A 22,352-nucleotide genomic window follows, 5' to 3' on the forward strand; every position below is an offset into this window, starting at 1 on the left:
GCGAAATCCCTCGACGATCACCCCGCCATCAGCAGCGTCGCGGAAACGACCGTTTGTGAGAGAAAGAGAGGGGTAGCAATCTCATCAGCCAAAAGCCATCTTGAACCCGAAGGCCAAATCGGGGTCTTGGAATGCATAGAACACCGACCTCGCAACCTCCTCGGGCAGATCGCCACGGAGCCCGGCATACTCATCGCGCACAACGAGCGCCTTTTGCTGCCAAGCCAGGGGCTTGGTTTCCAGCCGATCCAAGTCGGTAATGAAATCGAAGGCCCCGCCATGATCGGCGAGCCAACTCGTGATAGCCGCGTCTCGGATTTGAACTTTCGTCGGGCTCAGAACCACGTGATGCGGATAGCCCACCGTGTTGGCGAACTGCGCTCGCAACTGAGGTGTCGCGAACGCCCTGGGGTCCTGCATTTTGGCCATTACCGCCGACCCGAATCCCAATAGGCCCGACTCCTTCGCATGGTCGGGCCGCTTCCAACCCGGCCAGTCTTGACCAAGTCGGTATGGGCATTGAGAAAGCCGACTATGCCCGGAGCCCATGCGTTATCCGAGGTCTCGTAGATGATCTTGAACCCGTCCACCTCCGTGACCTGGGCGAGAAAGGCCCGGAGAGCGCGGGGGCGGACCTCGTGTCCCGAGTACCAGTTGCCCTTGGCCCAAGAATCATCAAGCCCAACGATCAGTGAGCCCCGTTGGACCATGGCCTCGGCTCCAGGCTCCAGCTTCGAGCCATCGAACGCCCATCCGTCCTTGCCGCTCGGATCGAACTTGGTCAGGAGTCTCCGCCACGACCGAAGGTTGGCTTCAGCGCCATACCCACGCGTGTTCTTGAAGAGCGAGATCGAGTAAAGCGCGCCGTTGTGATGTGCTTCCACGGAAGCGCTGATGGACGGCACGGTGATCGCGACAGTGGCTTCGGCGGATAGCCGTCCTCCCCTTGATCGCTCCAAAGCTGAAGGCAGCCAGCCTTCCGGCGAACCGGTCGTCAAGGAGTACGATCGAATGCCCATAGTCACCTCCTGTTTGCCGACCATGAAGGGGTGTCGGCGCGACTTGTGTCTCAGGGGTCGTGTCTGAGGCCGCCGCTCTCTTCAATTGCGAGCGCCGCAGAACTTTGAAAAGCGACCGTGCTGGCCGCGTGGGCGTTCTGCGTACGATATTGATATTGCGTGTCTTTCGTCGCAGAAAATCCTTGATGATGTCGGGGCCGTCGAAGGTGCCGAGCAGGTGGTGTACGGGCGATCCGACTGATCGATCGACTACGATCGCCGCGTCTCGCATGAAGCTTTCAATTCACCCCTGGATGCGCCCCAAATAGGTCGCCGCAATTTCCGCGAAGCGCGGAAAGGGCCGACGTAGAGAGTTCGTGCGAGACTATCCATCACGCGATCGTCGGGGACGAATTCACGCGCACGCGCATGGAAGGATGACTTCAAGACACTGCCGCTGGCACAACGGGATGCTGTAGAGATTCGGCAGAATTCCGAGCGATTGAGCAGGGCCTGAAGATGAGCTTGCACGACCTATTGGAGCGGTATCGGTCGGGATCGGCCTCCGAGCGCGAAAAGGGCGGCTACTTCGAGAAGCTGGTCCGGGTCTGGCTCCAGCATGCTCCGACCCAGCGCGATCTCTATCGTCAGGTCATGAGCTACGGCGAATGGGCACGCAGCCAGGGTCTCGACGCTCGCGACACCGGCATCGACCTCGTTGCGGAACTGGCCGAAGCCCCCGGCGAGTGGTGCGCGATCCAGTGCAAGTTCTACGCGGAAGGTCACCGCATCCAGCGCGCTGACATCGACAGCTTCTTCACCGCATCGGGGCGGCGTCCATTCGTTCGCCGGTTGATCGTCGATACCACGGGCGTGCCCTGGAGCACCCACGCCGAGAGCGCGCTGGAAGGCCAATCCATCGACACGAAGCGGATCGGTCTTTCCGATATCGAGGACAGCGGCATTGACTGGAAAGCGTTCTCGGAAACCGAGAAGGTCCAGTTCGTCGCGAGGAAGCAGCCGCGCCCGCATCAGGTCGAGGCGTTGGCTGCGGTCCGCGAGGGACTGGCCGTGGCCGATCGCGGCAAGCTGATCATGGCGTGCGGTACCGGCAAGACCTACACGGCGCTGCACATCGCCGAGAGCATGATCGGCAAGGGTGGCCGGGTGTTGTTCCTGGTGCCGTCGCTCTCGTTGATGTCGCAGACGATCCGCGAATGGTCGATCGACAGCACGATCCCGCTTCGCTCGTTCGCGGTCTGCTCGGACAGCCAAGTCGGCATTCGGAAAGCCGCCGATGGTGATGTTGCCGATATCGATGTCCACGACCTGGAAATCCCCGCTTCCACGCGGGCGGCGGATTTCGCCGCGCGCGCCAAGCCGGATGCCCCGGACAAGCTCACCGTCGTGTTCTCGACCTACCAGTCGATCCAGGCAGTTTCCTCCGCGCAGCTTGATCACGGACTGCCAGATTTCGACCTCATCGTCTGCGACGAGGCGCATCGCACGACCGGCGTGACGCTCGCCGGAGAGGACGACAGCAACTTCGTCCGCGTGCACGATGCCGCCTACATCCGGGGCAAGAAGCGCCTCTACATGACGGCGACGCCGCGCATCTTCGGTGATGCCGTCAAGAAGACCGCAGACGATGCAGACGCCGTGCTCTGCTCGATGGACGACCCGGCGCTGTTCGGTCAGACCCTGTTTACCCGGAACTTCTCCTGGGCGGTCCAGAACGGGCTGCTCACCGACTACAAGGTCATCGTGCTCGCCGTAGACGAGGCGGCGGTGAGTTCGGGCGTCCAGCGCCTGCTGGCCGACGAGAACAACGAGTTGAAGCTCGACGACGCCACCAAGATCATTGGCTGCTACAAGGCCCTGACCAAGGCCGACCTCCGGGCGGACATCGCCAGCGATACCGGTCCGATGCGGCGCGCCCTGGCCTTCACCCGTGACATCAAGCGCTCGAAGCTGATCGAAACCGAGTTCGCCCGTGTCGCCGATGAATGGCGCGACACCCTTGATGAAGCTGTCGCGGCGACCATTCCACCCCTCGATTGCGAAGTTCGCCATGTCGATGGCGGCTTCAGTGCCCATGCCAGGAACGAGCGGCTGGCATGGCTGAAGGCCGAGCCGGAGACCGAAGACACGTGCCGGATTCTGACGAACGCGCGATGCCTGTCGGAAGGTGTCGATGTTCCCGCGCTCGACGCCATCCTCTTCCTGCATCCCCGGAAATCGCAGATCGACGTGGTCCAGTCGGTTGGCCGCGTCATGCGTCGGGCAGAGGGCAAGAAGCTTGGCTATGTGATCCTGCCGGTCGGCGTTCCGGCGGGCATGGAGCCCGAGAAGGCGCTCGACGACAACGAGAAGTACCGTGTCGTCTGGCAAATCTTGAACGCGCTTCGCGCCCATGACGACCGGCTCGATGCCACGATCAACAAGATCGATCTCGGCGTCGATCCCGGTGATCGCATCGAGATTGTCGCTGTCACCAACGAATTGCCGACCCGTCAGGCGAAGAATGCGACCGGTCTCGATCTGGGCGCGGGTGGCGGCGTCACGGACCGGGAACCAGGAGATCACCGCCCTGCCGATGGCCAGGAGCAGTTCTCCTTCATGTTCGACGAGTTCGCCAGGGCGATCATGGCGCGCATCGTCAAGCGTTGCGGAACCCGCACCTATTGGGAAGATTGGGCGAAGGACGTTGCCCGGATCGCCGAGGTCCATGTGACGCGCATTCGCGCCGCCGTAGAAACCGCCGGATCGGAAGAGAAGCAGGCGTTCGAGACCTTCCTCGCCGAAATCCGCGATGATCTGAACGACAGCATCTCGGACGACGAGGCCATCGAGATGCTCGCCCAGCATCTCATCACCCGTCCGGTCTTCGACGCTCTGTTCGAGGGGTACAGCTTCGCGCAGAACAACCCGGTCTCGAAGGCGCTTCAGGGTGTCCTGGACGTGCTGGACCGACAGGGCCTGGAGAAAGAGGCCGAGAGCCTCGCCAAGTTCTACGACAGCGTGAAGATGCGCGCGAAGGGCATCGAGGACGCCACGGCGAAGCAGAAGATCGTCGTCGAGCTATACGACAAGTTTTTTAAGGCGGCCTTCCCGAAGCTCACCGCCCGCCTCGGCATCGTCTACACCCCGGTCGAGGTCGTGGATTTCATCATCAAGTCGGTGGACGAGGTGCTTCAGTCCGAGTTCGGGCAGACGCTCGGCAGCGAGGGCGTCCACATCATCGACCCCTTCGTCGGCACCGGCACCTTCATCACGCGGCTACTCCAGTCGGGCCTGATCAAGCCGGAGCAGATGGCCCACAAGTACCGGCACGAAATTCACGCCAACGAGATGGTGCTGCTCGCCTATTACATTGCCGCGATCAACATCGAGGCGGTCTATCACGAGCAGATGGGCGGCGACTACCTGCCGTTTCCCGGCATCTGCCTGACCGACACCTTCCAGCTTTACGAGCAAGACCGCGACCTCGTTAGTGACATGCTTGAGGCGAACTCCAATCGTCGCACGCGCCAGAAGGAACTCAACATTCGCGTCATCATTGGTAATCCGCCTTATTCCGTAGGGCAGGACAACGCCAACGATGACGCAGCCAATGTGGTTTATCCCCGACTGGATGGCCGCATCCGCGATACCTATGCAGCCCGCACCAAGATGACGAACAAGCGCGCACTCTATGATAGCTATATCCGTGCGATACGTTGGGCGTCCGACCGGGTCGGGGCCGAGGGTGTAATCGGCTTTGTCACCAATGCGGGCTGGGTGGATGGCGCGGTCACAGACGGTGTGCGGAAGTGCCTGACCGAAGAGTTTTCACGGCTTTTCGTCTTTCATCTGCGCGGTAATCAACGCACGCAGGGTGAGCGGTCGCGCCGAGAGGGCGGAAAGATTTTTGGCCAAGGGAGCCGCACGCCTGTAGCAATTGTCATTATGGTGAAAAACCCAGCAGCAACAGCGCAAGGTAAAATTAGCTTTCATGAAGTCGGCGACTACCTCACACGCGAACAGAAACTCGCGATTACAGCAGGATATGGGAGCATTTCTGGCGTTGCGGATGGTTGGCGCGAAATCTGCCCCGACGACAAGGGCGATTGGCTCAATCAAAGCGATATCGTATTTGACCGGCACCTGTCCATCGGAGCGAAGGGCAGCAGCACATCAGCGCTATTCGATACATATTCGGCGGGCGTCAAGACAAACCGCGACGCTATATGCTACAATTCGTCTCAAAGAGAACTTGAGAGAACGATTTCACAGCAGATAAAAAATTTCAACGGCCACCCAAAAAACCTGGGGTACTCCACGCCAGAAGCATTTTTCAAATGGTGCCAGAAGACGATTGGCGACCATGAGAAGGGGCGGCTCTATGAATTTGATCGAGAGAAAATTCGGCCCAGCATCTACCGGCCCTACCAGCGACAGTTCATCTACGGTGACAATCGTTTGAACTGGAGCGGATATCTGATGGGGCGGTATTTCAAACGCGATACGAAGAATTTAGGGATTATTCTATCCGGTCCCGGAGCATTGGATTTTTCTTGTTTGATGACCGAGGAAATGCCTTGCCATGACCTAATTTCGAAGGGTCAGTATTTTCCACTCTACACCTATAGCTCAGAGAAAACTGACGAAGACGCTGATGGTTCGCAAAATGACCTACTGAGCGCAGTTGCTGAATCGAAGCCCGGCTCGATCCAACGTGACACCATCACCAGTTTCGGGCTCAAGCACTTCACCGAAGCCTATCCGAGCGAGGCGGTCACGAAAGAGAACCTGTTCTACTACGTCTACGGTCTGCTGCATTCGAATGAGTACCGCGAGCGGTATGCCCACAACCTGTCGAAGGAGTTGCCGCGCATCCCGTTGATGAAGCGGGCCGAGGACTTCCGGGCCTTGGTCGAAGCAGGCCGGAAGCTCGGTGATCTGCACGTCAACTTCGAGACCGTCGAGCCCTATCCGGTCACGATCAAGGAGGGTGACATCCGCCTCGCCCACATCGAGGATAAAGCCGCCTATTTCCGCGTCGAGAAGATGAAGTTCGGCGGGAAGCGGCCCAACCTCGACAAGACCACGGTGATCTACAACCCGCGCATTACCATGACCGGCATCCCGCTCGAAGCCTACGACTACGTGGTCAACGGCAAGCCCGCGCTGGAATGGGTCATGGAGCGGCAATGCGTGAAGACCGATCCGGCTTCCGGGATCGTCAACGACGCCAACCTTTACGCGATCGAGACGGTGGGTGATCCTGCCTACCCGTTCGACTTGTTCCGGCGCATCATCACGGTCAGCCTGGAAACGATGAAGATCGTCCGCAGCCTTCCCGCCTTGGACATTGCCGAGAATGGGCCGGGCGATAGACGGAGCCATGTCAGCCAGCATAAGGATTGGCTCGAACCTGCATAATCACCCGAACCCGCACCGACTCCCCTGGAAACCCTCGCTGGGACCGTTGAGCGGGTGACCTTCTACAATGCCGACACCGGCTCCGCCGTGATCCGAGTGAAGGGACGAGGTAGGCGCGATCTGGTGACTGTAGTCGCTCCGGCTGCCCTTTGACCGCGCCTTTCTGTCATCGTGATTCTGGCATCGGGTTAACGGCTAGGCAGCGATATCGGCACAACTCTCTGACAATTCGTTCGACAAATTTCGGATTCGCTTCATGCTGGTCTGTACGCAGCCAGCACGAGGTAATCATTGGGACCGATCGAGCGAAAGCCACTTCTACCGCGCGAATTCCGTGGCTACTCGTTGAATTTCGCAAGCCGTTTGGAAGCATCTCTTCCTCATTTCATCTTGAAAATTCTCTACGCCAGCAATCTCACCCGGCAGGCCATCTTCGCCGTCGCTGCCGAAGTTGATCTAGACAGGCCCAGGGATTTCCTGGATCGCATCGCGCATCATGCGCCGGATGCTCTGGCTGGAAGCGAACATCTCGATCCGCTGGCGCAAATTGCGCGGGCGCTGATCCTGTTGAAGCCCCGGCGCACGATCGAGGCGTTGTTCGGCTCATGTCCCGATGGTTATCTCGGCCTGCTGTCCCGGCTTGGCGGCGACCCTCAATTTGGCAAAGAAATCTACCGGCGCGCCTTCGAACTGTTCGCTGATCCGCGCGACCGCAAGCGAGCGCGCGTTCTCGGGCAGATCGAGGGCCAGCTTCGAACCGACCACATCACGGTGGTGACCGGTCTCGACGACGTGCTTGTCCATCGTGCCGTCGTCGAAAGGGTGAAGCCCGACGAGGTTTCTCCGCTGAACGCCTTTACCAAGATAATCGTGGAACTCTGCGATGCGACGCCGGGCTTGATCCGGGAGAGCCTCGATAAGCTTCCGGTCGGGACGCGGGGCGTGAACATGGTCGAATGGGCTGAAGGCTGGATGGCCCGTCAGGTTCGCCTTCCGGTCGAGGTCCCCATCGCGGATGACGACCCCGATCTGCGCCTTCGGCTCGGGCCAGAGCAGGCCAGTCTCGGGATTCGTTTTCGGAACTGTGCAGGCGACCGCTTGTCCTTCGCCTTTCTTTGCGAACGCATCCTGGTTGAATGGGTCCGACCGGGCGAGCAGGCGGTGATCGAACTGGCGCTCTTGCGATCCGGTGACGAAAGCCGATGGGCCTGCGAACAGGTGCTGGCTCCGCGCAACAGGCGGGTAAAACCGGACGTAGCCGCAGCTATCCGGCGGCGGCTTGACGAACTCGGTATCCTGTATGCGTTCAGCAGCGAACAGGCTGGTGTGCCCGCGTTGCTCCAACACTACCCCAATGCGCCGTTCCCTGACTTCCTTGCCGTCCCAGCGAGGGCTGATGACGAGGAGGCCGCCGAGATCGTCCGAATGCTCGACGACCTCGACGGCGAGGTAAACGGCCGGGAGGCGGCCTGATGGATGCCGCCATCGTCCAGGTTCACAAGGCTCCTTTGCGCGAGGTCGTTCGCGATCACCGAGGGACCGTCGTGGGCAGGATCGAGCGCCAGCGACTTGTCGGCAAGCTGATCGCCCGTGACGCGAGCGGCGTAATCGTCGGCATTTACGATGAGCACTCGCGGACGACACGCGATGCCCACGGTCGCCTTGTCGGTCGGGCCAACCTCCTCGCCGCGCTACTATTCCAGAGGCGCTGATCTATGCGGACGCTACTTGTCCTCGCCGCGCTCGGCTGGCTCATATCGCAGCCTTGGATGGCGGTGTTCGGCTACATCGCCCTGATCGTCATCACGATCGCCGGGCTGTGGTTGATCTCGGTTCAATCGAACGTCGCGCCGTTTCGAACTCGTCCGCCGGAAACACCATCGATGCGAACTACGTCACGGCGCTCGAAAACATGGTCGTCGAGGCCGAGGCGGAAGTGGAAACACTGCGGACAGAAGTTCAGCGGTGCCGCTCGGCTGCTACTGCGGTGGGGCCTGATCCGGCGATCGCTCTCTATCGCCGGGTCGGACTTGCCGACAGCGCGCCGGAATGGCTCATCTCGGCGGCACGTCGAGCCTACCGGGGCGCGCTCCATCCTGACCGTCACCCAGCGCATCGGAAAAAGGAGGCCGAGCTTCGGTTTCAGCAGGCCGAGAATGTGTTCGACGAGATCGCCCGCTCACGATCATAGGCGGATGCTGGAAGTCGTCGCGAGCGCGAGCCGTTCGGTTACGAGTTCCACACCAGAAGGTTGCTTTGTTTATGTGCTGCGGCTGATTCGATTCAGCCGCCACTCCCTGCGCCGAGCAGACCCATACGGCCCTGCGCAGACGCTTTAGATAGAGCACGCTCGTGGAATGAGCAGGGACGGGTCCGATAATCCATGCCGTCTTGGAAACGGGCTAATGCGCTCCCGGCCGCTGGAGGCTCACGAAGACGAGGGGCTGCGTGCTAATTAAGCTATAGTAAAAATATACAGAAAGAATTGCTTTTCCAGAGCGGCATTAAGTAGAGCAATTCGCACGGAGTTCGCGGTCATTTACGAGATTTTCATGTCGCGACCTGCTTGTTACCGTAGCGATATAGATGGGCGCGGAACATGAAAGTTTTTGCAGTATTATTAGTGTCAATCGCCTGCACATTTTCTGCGGAGGCGCAGTCTTATGTTGGCAAATGGGCTCCAAATCAAAAAAATTGTCGTGACGAAGGTTCGGATTCAAATGTCGAATTTAGAAAATCCTTATTCATCGCTCACGAATCTTTTTGTAAGATTTTATCCCTGAAGAGTCCTTCTGCGGGTAGCTGGCGCGCAAAAGCGGCCTGTGAAGGTGAAGGAGAGCAATGGTCCTTGCGAATTGACTTCAGCATATCGGGTAACAGGCTTTTGCTCTCGCAGGATGGCGGCCCGGCTGTGAAGCTTATTCGATGCATCCGCTGATGGGTGACGAGATGTGGCGCTTCGAATTCAAGCTTGCAGCCTTGACTGCGGCATTGGCTTGCACCTGTTGCAACGCCTTGGCCGGTGAACTGCACGTCTTCGAGCACAACCGCTCGGTCATGAACCTCTACATGGTGAGCGATAAGGTCAGGATCACCTACGAGACGCCACGCCCTGGTCTTGGCGAGGCTGGCGTTCGATCGGGAACCGTGCTGTTCGAAGGCACCTACGACGGCGAACGCTTCGAGGGCACAGCATACGCCTTCAAGTCAGGATGTCGGCCTGCGCCATACGCCGTACTCGGAAGGTCGGCTGGAAGCGGTCAGGTTGTCCTACACGGCCCCGCTCCTGTTCGAGTTAAGAACGGCTGCACCGTGACGGGATATTCCGTTCAAAGTCCACACGCCCGGCTCCGATTTTCCTATTCCGCGACGCACCACTAAACTGGCAGAGCAGCAAAAATGCGATCTCGCACTCGTCAATCCGTGACGTTTACCACTGTCGCTCTTGTGACGTTGATCTCAAGTTGCGTCGAAAGCTTCGCTTTTGACGCTAGGGCTGGCTACAGGTGGAGTATCGATATCGGCAAAGAGGGCGCTAGAGCAGGTATCGTGGAAGATACAGAAGAACCCATGAATTACGAAGGAATAATCCTGACTTGTGATCGAAATTCATTTCGTCTATCTGTGGGACCGATCTCAACTTCCGGAATTGCTAGTGTCTTTATTAAAGAAAAGATGCCTCAAATAAAATTTATCATAGATAAAAAAGAATTTTCATACAAATCGATGTCTATAGAATTCGACGAGCATGATGACATTTGGAAATATCAGTTCGACATCGGATTGGTCGATGGATTACCTGAGGCAATATCTGACGGAAAAGATATTTCGATTGCTGGAGATGGCATCGACGGCAAGCTTCCACGTAAAAAGCAGTCTGAACTTGGAAAATTCGCGCGGGCTTGTCGTTCCATGCAGACGCAGGCACCAATTTGCGAGCTTGAGCGCTCCCTGACTGGAGAGCTTCGTTTGGCGAGCGTGAGGGATTGGGCTTACGAGTCCGACCCTGGCACCACCTCGTTCATTCTCAGAGACAGCAAGCGAGGCTCAGACGGTATCTTGCGATCTTCGATCGTCGCCGAACTTGTCGGTAACCGCATGGGTCACGGGATTTTTAGTTCCACGGGGAAGGACCTCGGGGTGTTGGTCGTCTCAGACGCCAAAATCAACAACTCGACGGACGAAAAGTGCCCCAAACTCACGACGAAGTTCGAAAATCCTGGCAGGCTTGCGATCCTGAAGGGCGGCCAACGGATCGGCGTTATCATCGACGAGCAGCGGCTTCTGTCTCGCAACAAGATGTAGGCCGAAGCGCCGATGGCTCATTGCACCGGCCCTGCTACCGGCGCAAGCCTAGCTCCTCGAAGCTTGGGGTTGCCTGCGTCGAGGCGAGCACGACGAAGCCGTTGCTTGCTGGGCCTTGAATCGTTGGTGTCGATAGCGCTGAGTTCGACACAACTAGCCGCGTTGCGGAAGGCGTTGCCGCGAAGGTTTGGGCGACAGAGGGCGAGGTAACTTCCGTGGGTTCCGTCGTGCCGGTTTTGGGACGGAGAGACTCCGGCAATTGGTTGACAGCAAGCAGGAACGGCACGGGCTTTGTCGGAGCGGAAAGCTCGGCGAACGCGCTCGCCTCGCTTCTCATACTCGCCAAAGCTGTTCTGATACGCGCATTGGCAGGCGGCTCTGCCAGTGCAAGAGCAGTTCGAGTGTCTCGGGCTGATGGAACGATGTGAACGACCTTGTACCCCCCGGTTTTCAGCGCGTGCAGCAAAGCAGGGACCATATCGACGGTCCGCTTCTGGATGTCGTGCAGCAGAATGATGCCGCGACCTTTTGCGTTGAGTTGCCGCATAACGCGATTGAGCACCTGCTCGGAGCCGATCGGCTTCCAGTCATCTCCAACGATGTCTGCGCTCATTGAAATGAGGTTGCGTTCGGCGACGTAGTCTTCCAGAGCACGTGTCCGCCCAAGACCCGGAAAACGGAAGAATGGCGATAGAGCCGGGCTTGCCGTGCCGAGCGCGGCACTTGCGGCAAGGAGGCCGCCGTTGATTTCATCACGACGGCGCTGATCACTACGAACCCGGTTCAAATAGGCATGTGACCAGGAATGGCTGGCGATCGTATGGTCGTCAGCGGCGACGCGACGCAAAATGTTTGGAAACTGTCGAGCCATTGTGCCGATAACAAAGAAGGTGGCCCGGACACATTCGGCCTTCAATGCATCGAGAACGGCAGTCGTGCGATGCGGCATAGGGCCGTCGTCGAAAGTCAATACGACCTCGCCTCTCGCCAAGGGCAGCCGACCTCGGTAGGAGATGTCGCCAACCGGTCCTGTCGAGACCGGAACCTCAAGAACGCGCGAGGTGCCGAGCTTATCGTCCGTGCAATTGGTTGCTTTGGCACGCTCACCGATGCCGCAGGCTAGCAATGCTAGGACAGCGGCAATAGCCCTCTTCATACCCAACCCCACTCAACGCAACGGGCTAGTGGTAGCCGCTTATGGTTACCGTGGGGTAAGCAGACCGGCGCTTCTAATTTTTGCAGTCGTGGAAGCGTAAGTAGCGGCGATGTGCCCAACCTTGCGTATAGCGGCCGGAGCCATTGTCGATCCGCCTGACGGACGTGATGTGGACCCATCTCGGATCACAGACAGATCTTCCTTCGACCTGCTCGCAGGTGGCGGTATCGATCCAGAGTTGATCGCCGGGGCGTAGGCGATTGATCTCTCCAAACGAGCGTCCCGGTCCGGCTCTGAGCGACAGGAACCCGTCTGGAGTTTCCAGGATTTTGGCGCAGCCATCGGCTGTTGCCTCAGCACTCTTCGAAATGAGCAGGAGCAGAAGTAGAATGCTGGCGCGGATCATCGGAATAATCATGACGCTATCGCGTTAAATTGCCAGCGGTGCGGTTCTTCGCATTTGAGCAAAAGTTTTTGCTTTGATTCAGCTTCGGTGACGTATCTTGCTGGCGTGTGGGAGGCTGATGGCGATCATGCGTTTGAAGGTTGGTGGAGTAGCGTTTGCTCTGGCAGCAATTATCGGGGTGGCGTGGACGATCCCGACCTCGGCTCAAGCTCAGTCCCGGCCACCCGGATATTACGAGGCAGAGCGCGCGTATCAAACGGTTCTCAGCGCCCAGCAACGCGTATTTCTCCAGGTTCTGCTGACCGGGGCGGGCTATTGGAACGCGGTCCCGAACGAGAACTTCAACGGTCGCTTATTCAAAGCCATCCAGACCTTTCAACGGGAAAACGGATTTGCCGCCAACGGCATCTTCAGCACGGACCAGCTAGATCGCCTGTTCGGGGTCGCCACCGCCAAATATGACATGTGGGGCTTCAGCAAAGTCCAGCATCCGTCTCGGCGCGTCAGTATTTGGGTACCGCTCGGTCTCGGGCTTCGCGCCGTTCGCAATGAATTCGGCATCCGATACAACGATCCTGAGGGACGGCTGACCGTCGATTTCACCACGGTGCCGAACGTTCCGGTTAGCGCGAATTACGCGGCGATCCTCGCGAAAATCGCCCAGGATGGCGGTCAGGTGCACTTCCGCGTGATCAAGGATGGCTGGTTCGTCGTGTCGGCTTCGACGCCAGACGGAATGGATCACTATCTTCGCTACCATCAGGACGGAGCGAACGTCACCGGGTTCACGCTTTCCTGGCGCAATGCGAGCGGGGAGATTTCCGGCGAGAGGATCGCGGTGCTGATGTCGGGCTCGTTGTGGTCGCATATGACCGGCGCGATGTTCGTGGACCCGCCGCGACCGAGTTCGAGGACCGAGACGGCTCGAACAGCGCCGCCGTCAGCACCTTCCACATCCGTTGCGGCCACGCCTGCGCCAGAACAGAAGCCCAAGGCGAAAGGCGGTTCCGGTACCGGCTTCTTCGTCGGCAAGGACGGAACCGTCCTCACGAACGCGCATGTCGTCGAAGATTGCTCCGCCATTACGGTGGCACCAGATGGCGGTGGACCGCTTCCGGCGCGCATCATGGCCAACGACCGGACCAACGATCTGGCCTTGCTGAAGATCGACTACAAGCCGCAGAAGGTGGCGGGCCTACGGATTGGCATCCGGTTGGGGGAGGCTGTGGCCGCTTTCGGCTTCCCGCTGTCCAGCGTGCTCGCGAGCACCGGCAATTTCACGCTCGGCAACGTCACGGCGCTCGCCGGGCTCGGTGACGATACCCGGCACATCCAGGTTTCCGCCCCGGTCCAGCCAGGAAATTCTGGCGGGCCTCTGCTCGACGACAAGGGGAATGTCGTGGGCATCGTCACCTACAAACTCAACGCCCTGAAAACGGCTGCGGCGAGCGGCGACATCCCCCAGAACGTCAACTTCGCGGTCAAGGCTTCGGCGGCTGCATCGTTCCTAGAGAGCAACCGCGTTGCCATGGAGTCGGGCGCAGCCAGTGCTGTATTGGCTCCAGCGGACCTTGCCGATCACGCCAAGGCGGTCAGCGTGTTCGTGACGTGTCGCTGATTATGGAAAGAGCGCAGGCGATGGCGGAGTAGGGCGAGCGTTATCTCGCCGGTTACGGTTCCTATGCCAAAGCCGGGGCGGTCCTCGCCACGCACCCTCGCTTTCTGGCCTATGAATCGTACCCAAATCGAAGTCGCCCCTGCCTTCCTGGGAGCGCAAATCGTCGAAGCCCGGCGCTCGCGAAAGCTCTCGCAGCGGTCGCTCGCCACCAGGGTTGGCATGTCCCGGATGACCGTCGCCAATTTGGAAGCGGGGCGGGGAACTGTAGCGGCGCTGGTGACGGTACTGGACGCTCTGGCGCATCGGTTCACAGAGCAGCCTGCCGATCTCGAACTCGGCCCATGGATCGCTCACTCGCGAAAGCGCCTCGGGTTGTCGCAGGAGCGACTGTCGATCCAGGCAGGCGTTTCCAGACCGGCGCTCATTCGGATCGAGCGTGGCGAGGGCACCATCACGACGCTGGTCGCGGTCATGAGCGCACTCGGACTGTCGATCGCCCTCGTAGGTGTCGCGATCGAAAAGGTAGCAGCGCCATTGCCTGCACCGACCGTCCGCCTGCATCATGGCGATTGCCGCGAACAAATGCGGGGTTTCACCGAGAAGAAGGTGCTCTTCGACGCGATCGTGACCGATCCGCCATATCATCTAGCCTCGATCTCTCGCCGTTTTGGTCGAAAGCTCGCAGCGCCTTTGAAGGGCGGCGAGGCTGGCAATGATAATCCGTACAGGTCGATGGCCACCGGCTTCATGCAGCAGACCTGGGATGGCGGCGACATCGCCTTCGACACCGAAACATGGCGGGCGGCCTACGCGGTTCTGAAGCCGGGCGGCCACCTGATTGCCTTTGGCGGTCCGAGAACTTTCCATCGTCTCGCCGTGGCGATTGAGGATGCGGGCTTCGAGATCAGAGACACCATCATGTGGGTGTTCGGTTCGGGCTTTCCGAAATCACACAACGTCGGGCGGGCCATCGAGGGTATGAAGCAGGGAAGCGCGCGATTTTCCGGTCGGACGATGGACGCTGCTTCGGAAGTTTCCAGACCGGGTGCCCTCCTCGAAGAAATGGCGAGTGGCAATTGGAGCGGGCGACGAGTCCGAATACAAGATGAAGAAGCGCTACGCTGGGAAGGACACGGCACGGCACTGAAGCCAGCCTTCGAGCCAATTCTGATCGCGCGGAAACCCATTTCCGAAAGCAACGTAGCAGCCAACGTGTTGCGGTACGGCACTGGCGCTCTCAACATCGACGCGTGCCGCATCAAGACGCCGGATAGCACCGGGCGGCCAGGAAGCAGGGGAGTTGCGAGCTTCACCAACGCCAACGTTGCCGCTGGCATCCGGCCAAAGACCAGCTTGAAGCAAAGCCTTGAAGCACCCAGGCTAGAGAACGGTCGATGGCCCGCCAACTTCATTCATGATGGCTCTCCATCAGTCGTAGCGGGATTTCCCGCGCGCGGAAAAAGTAGAGGGGGTGGAGGCTTAAAAATCACCGGACATTCAACTTATGGCTCGTTCGGTGGAGCAATGTACGATGGAGATGTTGGATACGGCGATGCGGGCTCTAGCGCGCGTTTCTTCTACACAGCAAAGGCTTCCAAGGCCGATCGCGGGCCGGGAAATAACCATCCGACCGTCAAGCCCAACGATTTGATGCGATACCTCGTCCGGCTCGTAACCCCGCCCAGCGGAACGGTCTTCGACCCGTTCATGGGCTCCGGCTCGACCGGGATCGCGGCGATCCAGGAAGGCTTCAGCTTCGCCGGTTGCGAACAGCAGGCCGAGTATATCGAGATTGCGCGACGCCGGATCGCGAAGGTCATGCCGAAGAATGGCTCGATGCTCAGTGATCTTCAGTCCGAGGAAACACCCGTATCCCGAAATGCATCATGAAATCGAAGGCGTCATAGTAGCTCTCGAACAGATATTGCTGTCCGGCTCCTAGCGGAAGTTGGTCGTACGCAACCGAGGCCGAGCAGTTCTCCATGATCCAGAGACGGCGCTCGGCATTCATCGCGTGGAAATGCTCCTCGCCGAGATTTAGGCGTGTCATGCCGTTTTGCTCGACAACGTACGGGTGTCGGAGGCACTTGCTCGCGGACAAGGCAGCATTGTTCCTGCGGATCGATTGTCTGAACGCGTCTGTCATCCCATATTTAGTCGAGGGGGCTCACCACCGCTAAATAGATCATGCTCAATTCCTGTTGTTCGGCCCATCGGTGCGAAAAGGTCTCGTGCCCCGGCTGCGCATGGCGTTACGCACTCCATGTCTCACGCCGCATCCTCGCCTGCGAACCGCAGCGGCTCCACGCGCTGACGGTCGAGCGCGCCCTTGCTGGCCCCCACGAGATCGATCGATTGAGAAGGTCGGCCCACAACGCCGTGGCCTATCAGCGGCGTCGCTACCGAGGATGGCGAAGCGTCGGGGTATGGGGCTGGTACGGTGATGCCGATTTCCAGGGCATCGTTGAGCTTGGCTCGATTTCGACCGCCGAGTTCGTGCACACATTCCGGCGGCGCGGAGAGGTCAGGCTACGACCGATCGAGATCGAGAACCTCCGCACCGAGGTCTATACGGCGGCCCTGTCTGCCTCGGCGACACCGGCTGTCGGTGGCAAAGGCCGGTATCAGCCCCTGAAGGTCGCGATCGAGCCGGTGGCGACGACCAGGAATCGCCCTGTGCCGGTCATCGACGATGTGATGGTCGAAGCTATGCCGGTGCTTGTTTGAAGACGACCGCATTCGGCAGCCGGTCGCCCAGCAACACCGCCGGAGTTCAGAGCGCCTGCGGGCCGGACGGTGGTACCGAGCTTTGAGCGTTGAACTCCGCGACCGCCCGCTCGACGATCAGCGCGCCTCGGCCAGCCTTCCAGATCGCGACAATAATCTCGCCCAGCCGGTTTTGAGCAGCCAAGCGATACGGCGGGGCGATCGGCGTGGAATGGTTGATTTCGATCCAAGCGGCGTCGAACGCCTCGACCAGATTGGTCATATCCTCTTCATCGGCGGCAAGGGTTCGAAACGGCATGCAGTCGGCCTATGACGGCGGCGTAGGTCAAGCAAGCCCTCCACCCTTCGACCAAGGTCGAAGGGCACCTTGCCAGCGGAGCAAGAGATAATTTCCACGCATTGCATGCGACATGGATGTTGAGGCTGCGTCAGGGCGTCGCCTATCCTCCTGGCGTGACCTCGATCCCTCCCGCCTGGGCTCACCTTCAGCCCGCATCGGTCAAGGCCCTGCTGGAGCCCCCAGGCAGGCTGCCAAAGGCGTTGCGGATCACGCCCTACGACGTGCCGGTGCAGGCGGCACTCGCCGTGCCCATGGTGATCGCCGCGCGGCTGATGCTGGAACTGGCCTGGAAGCAGGGCGGGCTGGTTCTCACCGCCGCTGGTTTCCTCAAGCGTGCTGATGTCTGGCACGTCTTCGACCAGACGGAATGGCCGGGGTCCGACAAGACGCTGACGCTCTCGATGAACAAGGTCATCAACGAGCAGGACGCCCTTGGCGTCTTCTTCACCCGCATCGCCTTGCAGGTGGCTGGGCTGCTGCGGAAACGCGCCGGGGTCCTGAAACCGACCAAGGTCGCGAAATCACTGCTTGCGGACGACGCCGCGCCTGCTCTGCTCGGCGAACTGTTCCAGTCCGTGTTCTGGAGGATGAACCTTCAGGATTTCGACCGGAACCCGCTGGAGTTCTGGCCGCAGCATCATGCCGGGCTGGCTCTTTGGTGCCTGTCGGTTACCGCTCACAAATGGTCGAGGACCGACCATCTTACCCCTGCCTGTACGATCATGGACACCATCGGCGAGCCCATCGCGCATGACCTCCCAGGCTTCGCCATGCTGACCCGCGTCCTTCGGCCCCTGACGTGGCTTGGCATGCTGGAAACCCGCAGACAGAAACGTGTTTCCGGCTGGGGGCACGATGAGGATTTCCGAAAGACGCCGGTCTTCGACCAGATGCTGAAATTCAAGGTGGAGATGGTCGGCGAAGACGAAGTGCGGCACTGAAATCGGCGGGAAACCTGCGGAAGGTCTCGGTTTAATTTTCAGCATTTCGAAAGATCGCGTCCCTATCCTTATCAACTCGTGAAAGTCGAAGAGGCAGATGGTTGACCGACAAAGAGCAGTTCGCGCGCTTAGCCTGCGATAGTCCGCTCCTGAACGCTGTTCTGGAGCACGTAGACCAAGGAATTCTGATGGTGGACGCCAGTGGTCGCGTGGCCGTCTGCAACCAGCGTGCGATCGATCTCCTCGGCCTGCCTCCTGACCTGATGCGCTCCAATCCGCTGTTCGAGGATGTGAAGCGGTGGCAAATGGAGCAGGGTGAATTCGGAACAGTCACCGACACCCTCCTTCGCGCGATCAAATACGAAGGGATCAACGTCGAAATCCTCGATTATGAGCGGCAAAGGCCCGATGGTACGGTCCTGGAGGTCCGAACCAACCGCCTCCCAAATGGCGGAATGGTGCGCACATTCACCGATATTACGGTGCGGAAGGCGGCCGACAATGCCATCCGGGTCAGCGAGGAGCGACTGCGGTTGGCATTGCAGGCGAGCAGAATGGCTGCCTGGGAACTCGACCTCCAGACACAATGGGTCGATCGCTCCGAAAATTCGATGGCCCTGCTGGGAATCGACTCAGGGCCAGCTTCCGATTTTATCAGTCGGGTTCACCCCGATGACAAGCAGAAGGTCTCGACTTTCTGGCAGACCGTCATGACGGAAGGAAGCGGCGCGACCGAAGTCCGCTACCGTACCGTTGATGACCGGCCAACATGGGTTGCCCTCAGGGCTGAGCGAAAGGACGCGCATCGGCTCATCGGCCTGTCATTTGATATTGCGGATCGAAAGGCGATTGAAGAAGCAATCTGGCGAACTGCCAATCATGATCCTCTAACAGGGCTGGCAAACCGCGCCCTCTTTCAATCTCGTCTCGAAGAGGCGCTGAGGCATGCGGAGGCATGCAGATCAGGGGTCGCACTGTTGCTGCTCGACCTGGACGATTTCAAGGACATCAACGACACGCTCGGCCACGCAGTCGGTGACCAACTCCTTCAGGAAACGGCTCGTCGGCTGAGTAGCCATGTCCGCGAAAGCGACACCGTGGCGCGCGTCGGAGGCGATGAATTTGCCATCATTCTTACCGGAATTTCCGAGCTTTCCAATGCTGCGGCTCGTGCGAGCGCCATCGTAGAGGCTCTGCGCGCGCCTCTTGAACACGAGGAGCAGACGTTCTCCACGACCGTCAGTATCGGGCTGGCAGCTTTCCCCGCGCATCATCGCGACCCGGTCGAACTGATGATGGACGCCGACATCGCGCTTTACCGCGCGAAAGAGCAAGGTCGCTGCCGAGCGGTTGTGTATACTAGCGCTGCCCGAGACACGATTGAACACCGCGTTACCATCGCCCGCGAAGTCCGTGAGGGACTCTCGGCTCAGCAATTTCGGCCAGACTACCAACCCAAGGTCTCCCTGACGACCGGACAGATAGTCGGATTCGAGGCGCTTGCCCGATGGCACCACCCAACGAAGGGCCTTCTGACACCCGCTTATTTTGGCACCATCTTCGCGGATCAGGAGCTTTCGATGGCCCTTGGAGAGCAGATGATACGGCAAGTTGCTGCCGATATCCGGGCATGGCTGGATGAGGGGCTAGACTTTGGCCGGGTCGCCATCAATCTGTCATCGGCTGACTTCAACGACCCTAGACTTGCAGGCCGGATTATCCGTATTCTCGAAGCGGCTTGTATCCATCCCGCTTATTTCGAGGTCGAGGTGACGGAAACCGTATTCCTCGGGCGAAGAACGGCGACGGCCTCCATTATCCTGAACGAACTGCATACGGCTGGCGTCTCAATCGCCCTGGACGACTTCGGGACCGGGTTTGCCTCGCTTGTCCATCTCAAGCAGTTCCCTGTCGATCACATCAAAATCGACCAGAGTTTTGTGCGAAATCTGACTAGTGATCGTAGCGACGCAGCGATTGTCGCGGCGATCATCAATCTGGGCCATGCTCTGGGTATTCACACAACGGCCGAAGGGGTCGAAAACGCTGAGCAGGCGGCATGCCTGAGAAAAGCTGGATGCGATTCCGCTCAGGGGCATTTTTATGCCAAGCCACGATCTGGCGCTGAGGTCCCGAAAACCATTCAGGATTGGTGCTCGACGGGAAAGCGCGCGACCTACGCTGCAATTCCGTCTGATCGTTGAAATCGAGTCAACGTCTTACGGTCACACATTCCCGCCCTCGACCCTACTCCGACCGCTTTAGCCGCCTGTCCAAATGACCTTCCACCACCAGCCCGGCGACCGTCATCGCAAGCCCTTGCAAACACGCGGCTGGCGACAATGCCAGAAGAACGGGACGCTCCAGGAGAGCGTGGCAACGCACGAAGCTGAAGCTGACTCTTCAGGATCGCGCCGAGGCTGCGGCGCAAAGAGGAGAAGCCGCTGTGGACGTGCTCGAAGTGGCACCGGGCATCCAGGCTGCTGTTGGTCATGCCTATGTAGAGCAGGCCATCGGCGGGGACCGAGATGGGCCGAAGTTCATCGGGGCGCTCGATGAAGTAGGCATAGATGCCTGCCGCCCTATTCGAAGGCCGTTCATCCCAGCGATACCTAAATTCTGATCGCAGTGTCATCCGCCGCTCATCAACACCATGGTCGACGACGGCCTTGCCATGGACGGGCCAATCCCTCGGCTACCAGGATTTGGCCCACGGAGCGCCCGTTCTGGGAAACAACGCGCAGCAGGCGTCCGTACTGATCTCGATCTCGCGAGCCATAGCCTTCGAGCAAGAATGGCGCTTCTGACAGTAGCTCGACCAAGCGGTACTTCGCCCGGTCGCCCAACGCCCTTTCACTGGCGCACTTGGCCTGCTCGGTCTCTGGGGCATCAATGTCGGCGATTCTGATTTTCTCCGCGCGATACCAGAACGTGTCTCCGTCAACGACGCAGTCGCCGGTTCCGCGACCGCACATCTTGAACGGTACCTTCTGGGTTTCGTCGAGCGATCGCGACCCTGGGCGGACAACGACCACTTGAGATTCTGCGGGACGAAATTCCCTTCGAATCTGATCCACCCGCTCCGGCGATGGCGTCAACAGCCCAAGCCCTGCTCCCAGAGCGACGATGAACGAGCATCCGCATACCACGGTCCATTGGACCGTGCTCATCCCGGCAATGTCTCGTCGAAACGACATGCTCTGCCCCTCGACGGGGACACTGCCAATGACCGTCTAAGAATTGGCAAACGTCTGCGTCGCAAATGGAGTGATGCCGCAGGTTGTTCGCGAAATTGTTGGTGGAGGCCAAGGAATCCAAGGCTCCGCCGCAAGTCTGTCGCCTAGTCCGCCGATTATGCCACTGAGACCTCTAACCCGGAAAGCTGTTCAAGCCTTCCAACGTCGAGCAGCCGCACGCCCTCTGGAACCACTAATATGATCGCATCTCGTGCAAACCGGGCCAGCGTGCGGCTGACCGTTTCCATCGTGACTCCGAGATAGTCCGCGATGTCGCGTCGCGACATCGGCAGATGCACCGTTATTGACGGCTTTCGCACCTGCGCCCATCGGTCGCGCATCGTGAGAAGAAAGCATGCGATCTTCTCTTCAGAGCGTCGGCGTCCGAGCAACAGGATGTGTTCCTCGGCTGCTGCCAGTTCGGCCTGCGCGAGATCGTAAAAGTGAGCCAGCACCTCTGGTTGCCCGGCGAACGAGGTATTCAACCATTCACGTCGGAACGAAACGGCACTCACTGCATCGATCGCGTCCGCCGAAAAGCTCAGTTCATTCCCTGGACAAGGAACGATCCAGTCCCCCGGTATCGAAAATCCGAGGATTTGGCGACGACCGTCAGAGAGGGCCTTGTATTTCCGTACCATCCCGGAAGAGACAAAGAGCCAATAATGGTTAGGCTCTCCCGCCTTGAATATAACCTCATTGGGCTCAAAAAACTCTTCCCGCACAAGATCAGGCCGAGCAAAATAAGCTTCCTCAGGCATGGCCGCCGCAGTTTGCGACTCATCCAGCAAATTATACGCCGTCGAAATCTGAAAGAGGCGTTTTGCATTTACGCTGGTCAAGGCGATCCCTCCGAATCCCATGACGGTAGCGTCAGGCAATGTGTTGCGAAACCCTGCTGGTGATCTCGCTTATCTGAACCGGCGAGCGCGACCGCGCTGTGCCATCACGACTAATTCCACGCCGCGCCTTATCACGCAGATCGACCCTTTCCCGATCCTGCTCTAAACGTTCGCGAATCTCTCCATGCAGGCCCCATAGACCCCTGCAAACACGGGGCTGGCGACGATGCTGGAGCGCGGCGGCGAGCGTGGCCGGAACCATCCGATTCCGATTGCCCCCGACCTTCGTCACGCCCCCTCTCAGAAACGGTCGTTTCCGCGACGCTGCTGATGGCGGGGTGATCGTCGAGGGATTTCGC

Annotated in this window: 23 protein-coding genes; 14 read left to right on the top strand and 9 right to left on the bottom strand. The window is 59.4% G+C overall.

Translation table 11 applies throughout. The annotated features are described in order from the left end of the window. Positions 1–84: 84 nt before the first annotated feature. Positions 85–429 (bottom strand): hypothetical protein, encoded by a 345-nt coding sequence (locus ACODTJ_RS27805; protein WP_488851322.1) that lies wholly within the window; start codon positions 427–429, stop codon positions 85–87. Beyond that, entirely contained in the window at positions 429–1,043 is a 615-nt protein-coding gene (locus tag ACODTJ_RS27810; protein WP_488851324.1) for a hypothetical protein, read from the bottom strand. The genes ACODTJ_RS27805 and ACODTJ_RS27810 overlap by 1 nt, the downstream gene beginning before the upstream one ends. A gap of 474 nt (positions 1,044–1,517) precedes the next feature. Between ACODTJ_RS27810 and ACODTJ_RS27815 the strand changes: the two genes are divergently transcribed. The 8 genes from ACODTJ_RS27815 to ACODTJ_RS27850 all read left to right on the top strand — a co-directional run bounded on the left by ACODTJ_RS27815 (position 1,518) and on the right by ACODTJ_RS27850 (position 10,727). Next, positions 1,518–6,422 (top strand): DEAD/DEAH box helicase, encoded by a 4,905-nt coding sequence (locus tag ACODTJ_RS27815; protein ID WP_488851325.1) that lies wholly within the window; start codon positions 1,518–1,520, stop codon positions 6,420–6,422. A 24-nt stretch (positions 6,423–6,446) separates the two neighbouring features. Beyond that, positions 6,447–6,575, top strand: a complete 129-nt coding sequence (locus ACODTJ_RS27820) for a YrrC family ATP-dependent DNA helicase (protein WP_488851361.1) — start codon at positions 6,447–6,449, stop codon at positions 6,573–6,575. 138 nt (positions 6,576–6,713) lie between these two features. Then, complete coding sequence (locus ACODTJ_RS27825; RefSeq protein WP_488851327.1) at positions 6,714–7,895, top strand: hypothetical protein; 1,182 nt, start codon at positions 6,714–6,716, stop codon at positions 7,893–7,895. After that, positions 7,895–8,134: a hypothetical protein gene (locus ACODTJ_RS27830; protein ID WP_488851329.1), complete on the top strand. Its 240-nt coding sequence runs from the start codon at positions 7,895–7,897 to the stop codon at positions 8,132–8,134. The genes ACODTJ_RS27825 and ACODTJ_RS27830 overlap by 1 nt, the downstream gene beginning before the upstream one ends. Positions 8,135–8,241: 107 nt before the next feature. Continuing rightward, a complete protein-coding gene (locus tag ACODTJ_RS27835; RefSeq protein ID WP_488851331.1) occupies positions 8,242–8,613 on the top strand; it encodes a hypothetical protein in 372 nt (123 codons plus the stop codon). A 408-nt stretch (positions 8,614–9,021) separates the two neighbouring features. After that, positions 9,022–9,360 (top strand): hypothetical protein, encoded by a 339-nt coding sequence (locus ACODTJ_RS27840; protein WP_488851333.1) that lies wholly within the window; start codon positions 9,022–9,024, stop codon positions 9,358–9,360. After that, complete coding sequence (locus ACODTJ_RS27845; RefSeq protein WP_488851335.1) at positions 9,360–9,803, top strand: hypothetical protein; 444 nt, start codon at positions 9,360–9,362, stop codon at positions 9,801–9,803. The genes ACODTJ_RS27840 and ACODTJ_RS27845 overlap by 1 nt, the downstream gene beginning before the upstream one ends. 168 nt (positions 9,804–9,971) lie before the next feature. After that, complete coding sequence (locus ACODTJ_RS27850; protein ID WP_488851337.1) at positions 9,972–10,727, top strand: hypothetical protein; 756 nt, start codon at positions 9,972–9,974, stop codon at positions 10,725–10,727. A gap of 34 nt (positions 10,728–10,761) precedes the next feature. Here ACODTJ_RS27850 and ACODTJ_RS27855 read toward each other — a convergent pair whose 3' ends face one another. Continuing rightward, positions 10,762–11,883: a polysaccharide deacetylase family protein gene (locus ACODTJ_RS27855; protein ID WP_488851339.1), complete on the bottom strand. Its 1,122-nt coding sequence runs from the start codon at positions 11,881–11,883 to the stop codon at positions 10,762–10,764. A 73-nt stretch (positions 11,884–11,956) separates the two neighbouring features. Beyond that, complete coding sequence (locus tag ACODTJ_RS27860) at positions 11,957–12,289, bottom strand: SH3 domain-containing protein (RefSeq protein ID WP_488851341.1); 333 nt, start codon at positions 12,287–12,289, stop codon at positions 11,957–11,959. Between the two features lie 118 nt (positions 12,290–12,407). On the opposite strand from ACODTJ_RS27860, the gene ACODTJ_RS27865 reads away from it, so the two are divergent. Continuing rightward, on the top strand, positions 12,408–13,907 hold the full coding sequence (locus ACODTJ_RS27865) for a trypsin-like peptidase domain-containing protein (protein ID WP_488851343.1): 1,500 nt from the start codon (positions 12,408–12,410) through the stop codon (positions 13,905–13,907). Between the two features lie 111 nt (positions 13,908–14,018). Beyond that, entirely contained in the window at positions 14,019–15,797 is a 1,779-nt protein-coding gene (locus ACODTJ_RS27870) for a DNA methyltransferase (protein ID WP_488851345.1), read from the top strand. Here ACODTJ_RS27870 and ACODTJ_RS27875 read toward each other — a convergent pair. Continuing rightward, positions 15,748–15,957 (bottom strand): hypothetical protein, encoded by a 210-nt coding sequence (locus ACODTJ_RS27875; protein WP_488851347.1) that lies wholly within the window; start codon positions 15,955–15,957, stop codon positions 15,748–15,750. The two genes, ACODTJ_RS27870 and ACODTJ_RS27875, sit on opposite strands and share 50 nt — an antisense overlap. Before the next feature lie 137 nt (positions 15,958–16,094). Between ACODTJ_RS27875 and ACODTJ_RS27880 the strand changes: the two genes are divergently transcribed. Next, positions 16,095–16,634: a hypothetical protein gene (locus ACODTJ_RS27880; RefSeq protein WP_488851349.1), complete on the top strand. Its 540-nt coding sequence runs from the start codon at positions 16,095–16,097 to the stop codon at positions 16,632–16,634. 46 nt (positions 16,635–16,680) lie between these two features. Here ACODTJ_RS27880 and ACODTJ_RS27885 read toward each other — a convergent pair whose 3' ends face one another. After that, complete coding sequence (locus tag ACODTJ_RS27885; RefSeq protein ID WP_488851351.1) at positions 16,681–16,896, bottom strand: hypothetical protein; 216 nt, start codon at positions 16,894–16,896, stop codon at positions 16,681–16,683. 152 nt (positions 16,897–17,048) lie between these two features. On the opposite strand from ACODTJ_RS27885, the gene ACODTJ_RS27890 reads away from it, so the two are divergent. After that, on the top strand, positions 17,049–17,915 hold the full coding sequence (locus tag ACODTJ_RS27890; protein ID WP_488851353.1) for a hypothetical protein: 867 nt from the start codon (positions 17,049–17,051) through the stop codon (positions 17,913–17,915). Between the two features lie 101 nt (positions 17,916–18,016). Continuing rightward, complete coding sequence (locus tag ACODTJ_RS27895; protein WP_488851355.1) at positions 18,017–20,119, top strand: putative bifunctional diguanylate cyclase/phosphodiesterase; 2,103 nt, start codon at positions 18,017–18,019, stop codon at positions 20,117–20,119. Here the strand turns inward: ACODTJ_RS27895 and ACODTJ_RS27900 are convergent. Next, positions 20,092–20,409, bottom strand: coding sequence for a hypothetical protein (locus ACODTJ_RS27900; protein WP_488851363.1), 318 nt, complete (start codon positions 20,407–20,409; stop codon positions 20,092–20,094). The two genes, ACODTJ_RS27895 and ACODTJ_RS27900, sit on opposite strands and share 28 nt — an antisense overlap. On the opposite strand from ACODTJ_RS27900, the gene ACODTJ_RS27905 reads away from it, so the two are divergent. Further along, a complete protein-coding gene (locus ACODTJ_RS27905) occupies positions 20,362–20,538 on the top strand; it encodes a hypothetical protein (RefSeq protein ID WP_488851365.1) in 177 nt (58 codons plus the stop codon). The genes ACODTJ_RS27900 and ACODTJ_RS27905 overlap by 48 nt on opposite strands. Before the next feature lie 22 nt (positions 20,539–20,560). Here the strand turns inward: ACODTJ_RS27905 and ACODTJ_RS27910 are convergent, their stop codons facing one another. Both ACODTJ_RS27910 and ACODTJ_RS27915 read right to left on the bottom strand, forming a co-directional pair. Then, on the bottom strand, positions 20,561–21,112 hold the full coding sequence (locus tag ACODTJ_RS27910; protein ID WP_488851357.1) for a thermonuclease family protein: 552 nt from the start codon (positions 21,110–21,112) through the stop codon (positions 20,561–20,563). Positions 21,113–21,267: 155 nt separating this feature from the next. Beyond that, positions 21,268–21,993 (bottom strand): helix-turn-helix domain-containing protein, encoded by a 726-nt coding sequence (locus ACODTJ_RS27915; protein ID WP_488851359.1) that lies wholly within the window; start codon positions 21,991–21,993, stop codon positions 21,268–21,270. Between the last annotated feature and the right edge of the window lie 359 nt (positions 21,994–22,352).

The sequence above is a fragment of the Allobosea sp. FG18 genome (assembly GCF_057809495.1).

Bases quoted from the DNA above. Each gene is read 5' to 3' on its own strand.
- ACODTJ_RS27805 (WP_488851322.1), bottom strand. From the start codon at position 429: ATGGCCAAAATGCAGGACCCCAGGGCGTTCGCGACACCTCAGTTGCGA.
- ACODTJ_RS27810 (WP_488851324.1), bottom strand. From the start codon at position 1,043: ATGGTCGGCAAACAGGAGGTGACTATGGGCATTCGATCGTACTCCTTG.
- ACODTJ_RS27815 (WP_488851325.1), top strand. From the start codon at position 1,518: ATGAGCTTGCACGACCTATTGGAGCGGTATCGGTCGGGATCGGCCTCC.
- ACODTJ_RS27830 (WP_488851329.1), top strand. From the start codon at position 7,895: ATGGATGCCGCCATCGTCCAGGTTCACAAGGCTCCTTTGCGCGAGGTC.
- ACODTJ_RS27840 (WP_488851333.1), top strand. From the start codon at position 9,022: ATGAAAGTTTTTGCAGTATTATTAGTGTCAATCGCCTGCACATTTTCT.
- ACODTJ_RS27845 (WP_488851335.1), top strand. From the start codon at position 9,360: ATGGGTGACGAGATGTGGCGCTTCGAATTCAAGCTTGCAGCCTTGACT.
- ACODTJ_RS27855 (WP_488851339.1), bottom strand. From the start codon at position 11,883: ATGAAGAGGGCTATTGCCGCTGTCCTAGCATTGCTAGCCTGCGGCATC.
- ACODTJ_RS27860 (WP_488851341.1), bottom strand. From the start codon at position 12,289: ATGATCCGCGCCAGCATTCTACTTCTGCTCCTGCTCATTTCGAAGAGT.
- ACODTJ_RS27865 (WP_488851343.1), top strand. From the start codon at position 12,408: ATGGCGATCATGCGTTTGAAGGTTGGTGGAGTAGCGTTTGCTCTGGCA.
- ACODTJ_RS27870 (WP_488851345.1), top strand. From the start codon at position 14,019: ATGAATCGTACCCAAATCGAAGTCGCCCCTGCCTTCCTGGGAGCGCAA.
- ACODTJ_RS27875 (WP_488851347.1), bottom strand. From the start codon at position 15,957: ATGACACGCCTAAATCTCGGCGAGGAGCATTTCCACGCGATGAATGCC.
- ACODTJ_RS27880 (WP_488851349.1), top strand. From the start codon at position 16,095: ATGCTCAATTCCTGTTGTTCGGCCCATCGGTGCGAAAAGGTCTCGTGC.
- ACODTJ_RS27885 (WP_488851351.1), bottom strand. From the start codon at position 16,896: ATGACCAATCTGGTCGAGGCGTTCGACGCCGCTTGGATCGAAATCAAC.
- ACODTJ_RS27890 (WP_488851353.1), top strand. From the start codon at position 17,049: ATGTTGAGGCTGCGTCAGGGCGTCGCCTATCCTCCTGGCGTGACCTCG.
- ACODTJ_RS27900 (WP_488851363.1), bottom strand. From the start codon at position 20,409: ATGACCAACAGCAGCCTGGATGCCCGGTGCCACTTCGAGCACGTCCAC.
- ACODTJ_RS27910 (WP_488851357.1), bottom strand. From the start codon at position 21,112: ATGTCGTTTCGACGAGACATTGCCGGGATGAGCACGGTCCAATGGACC.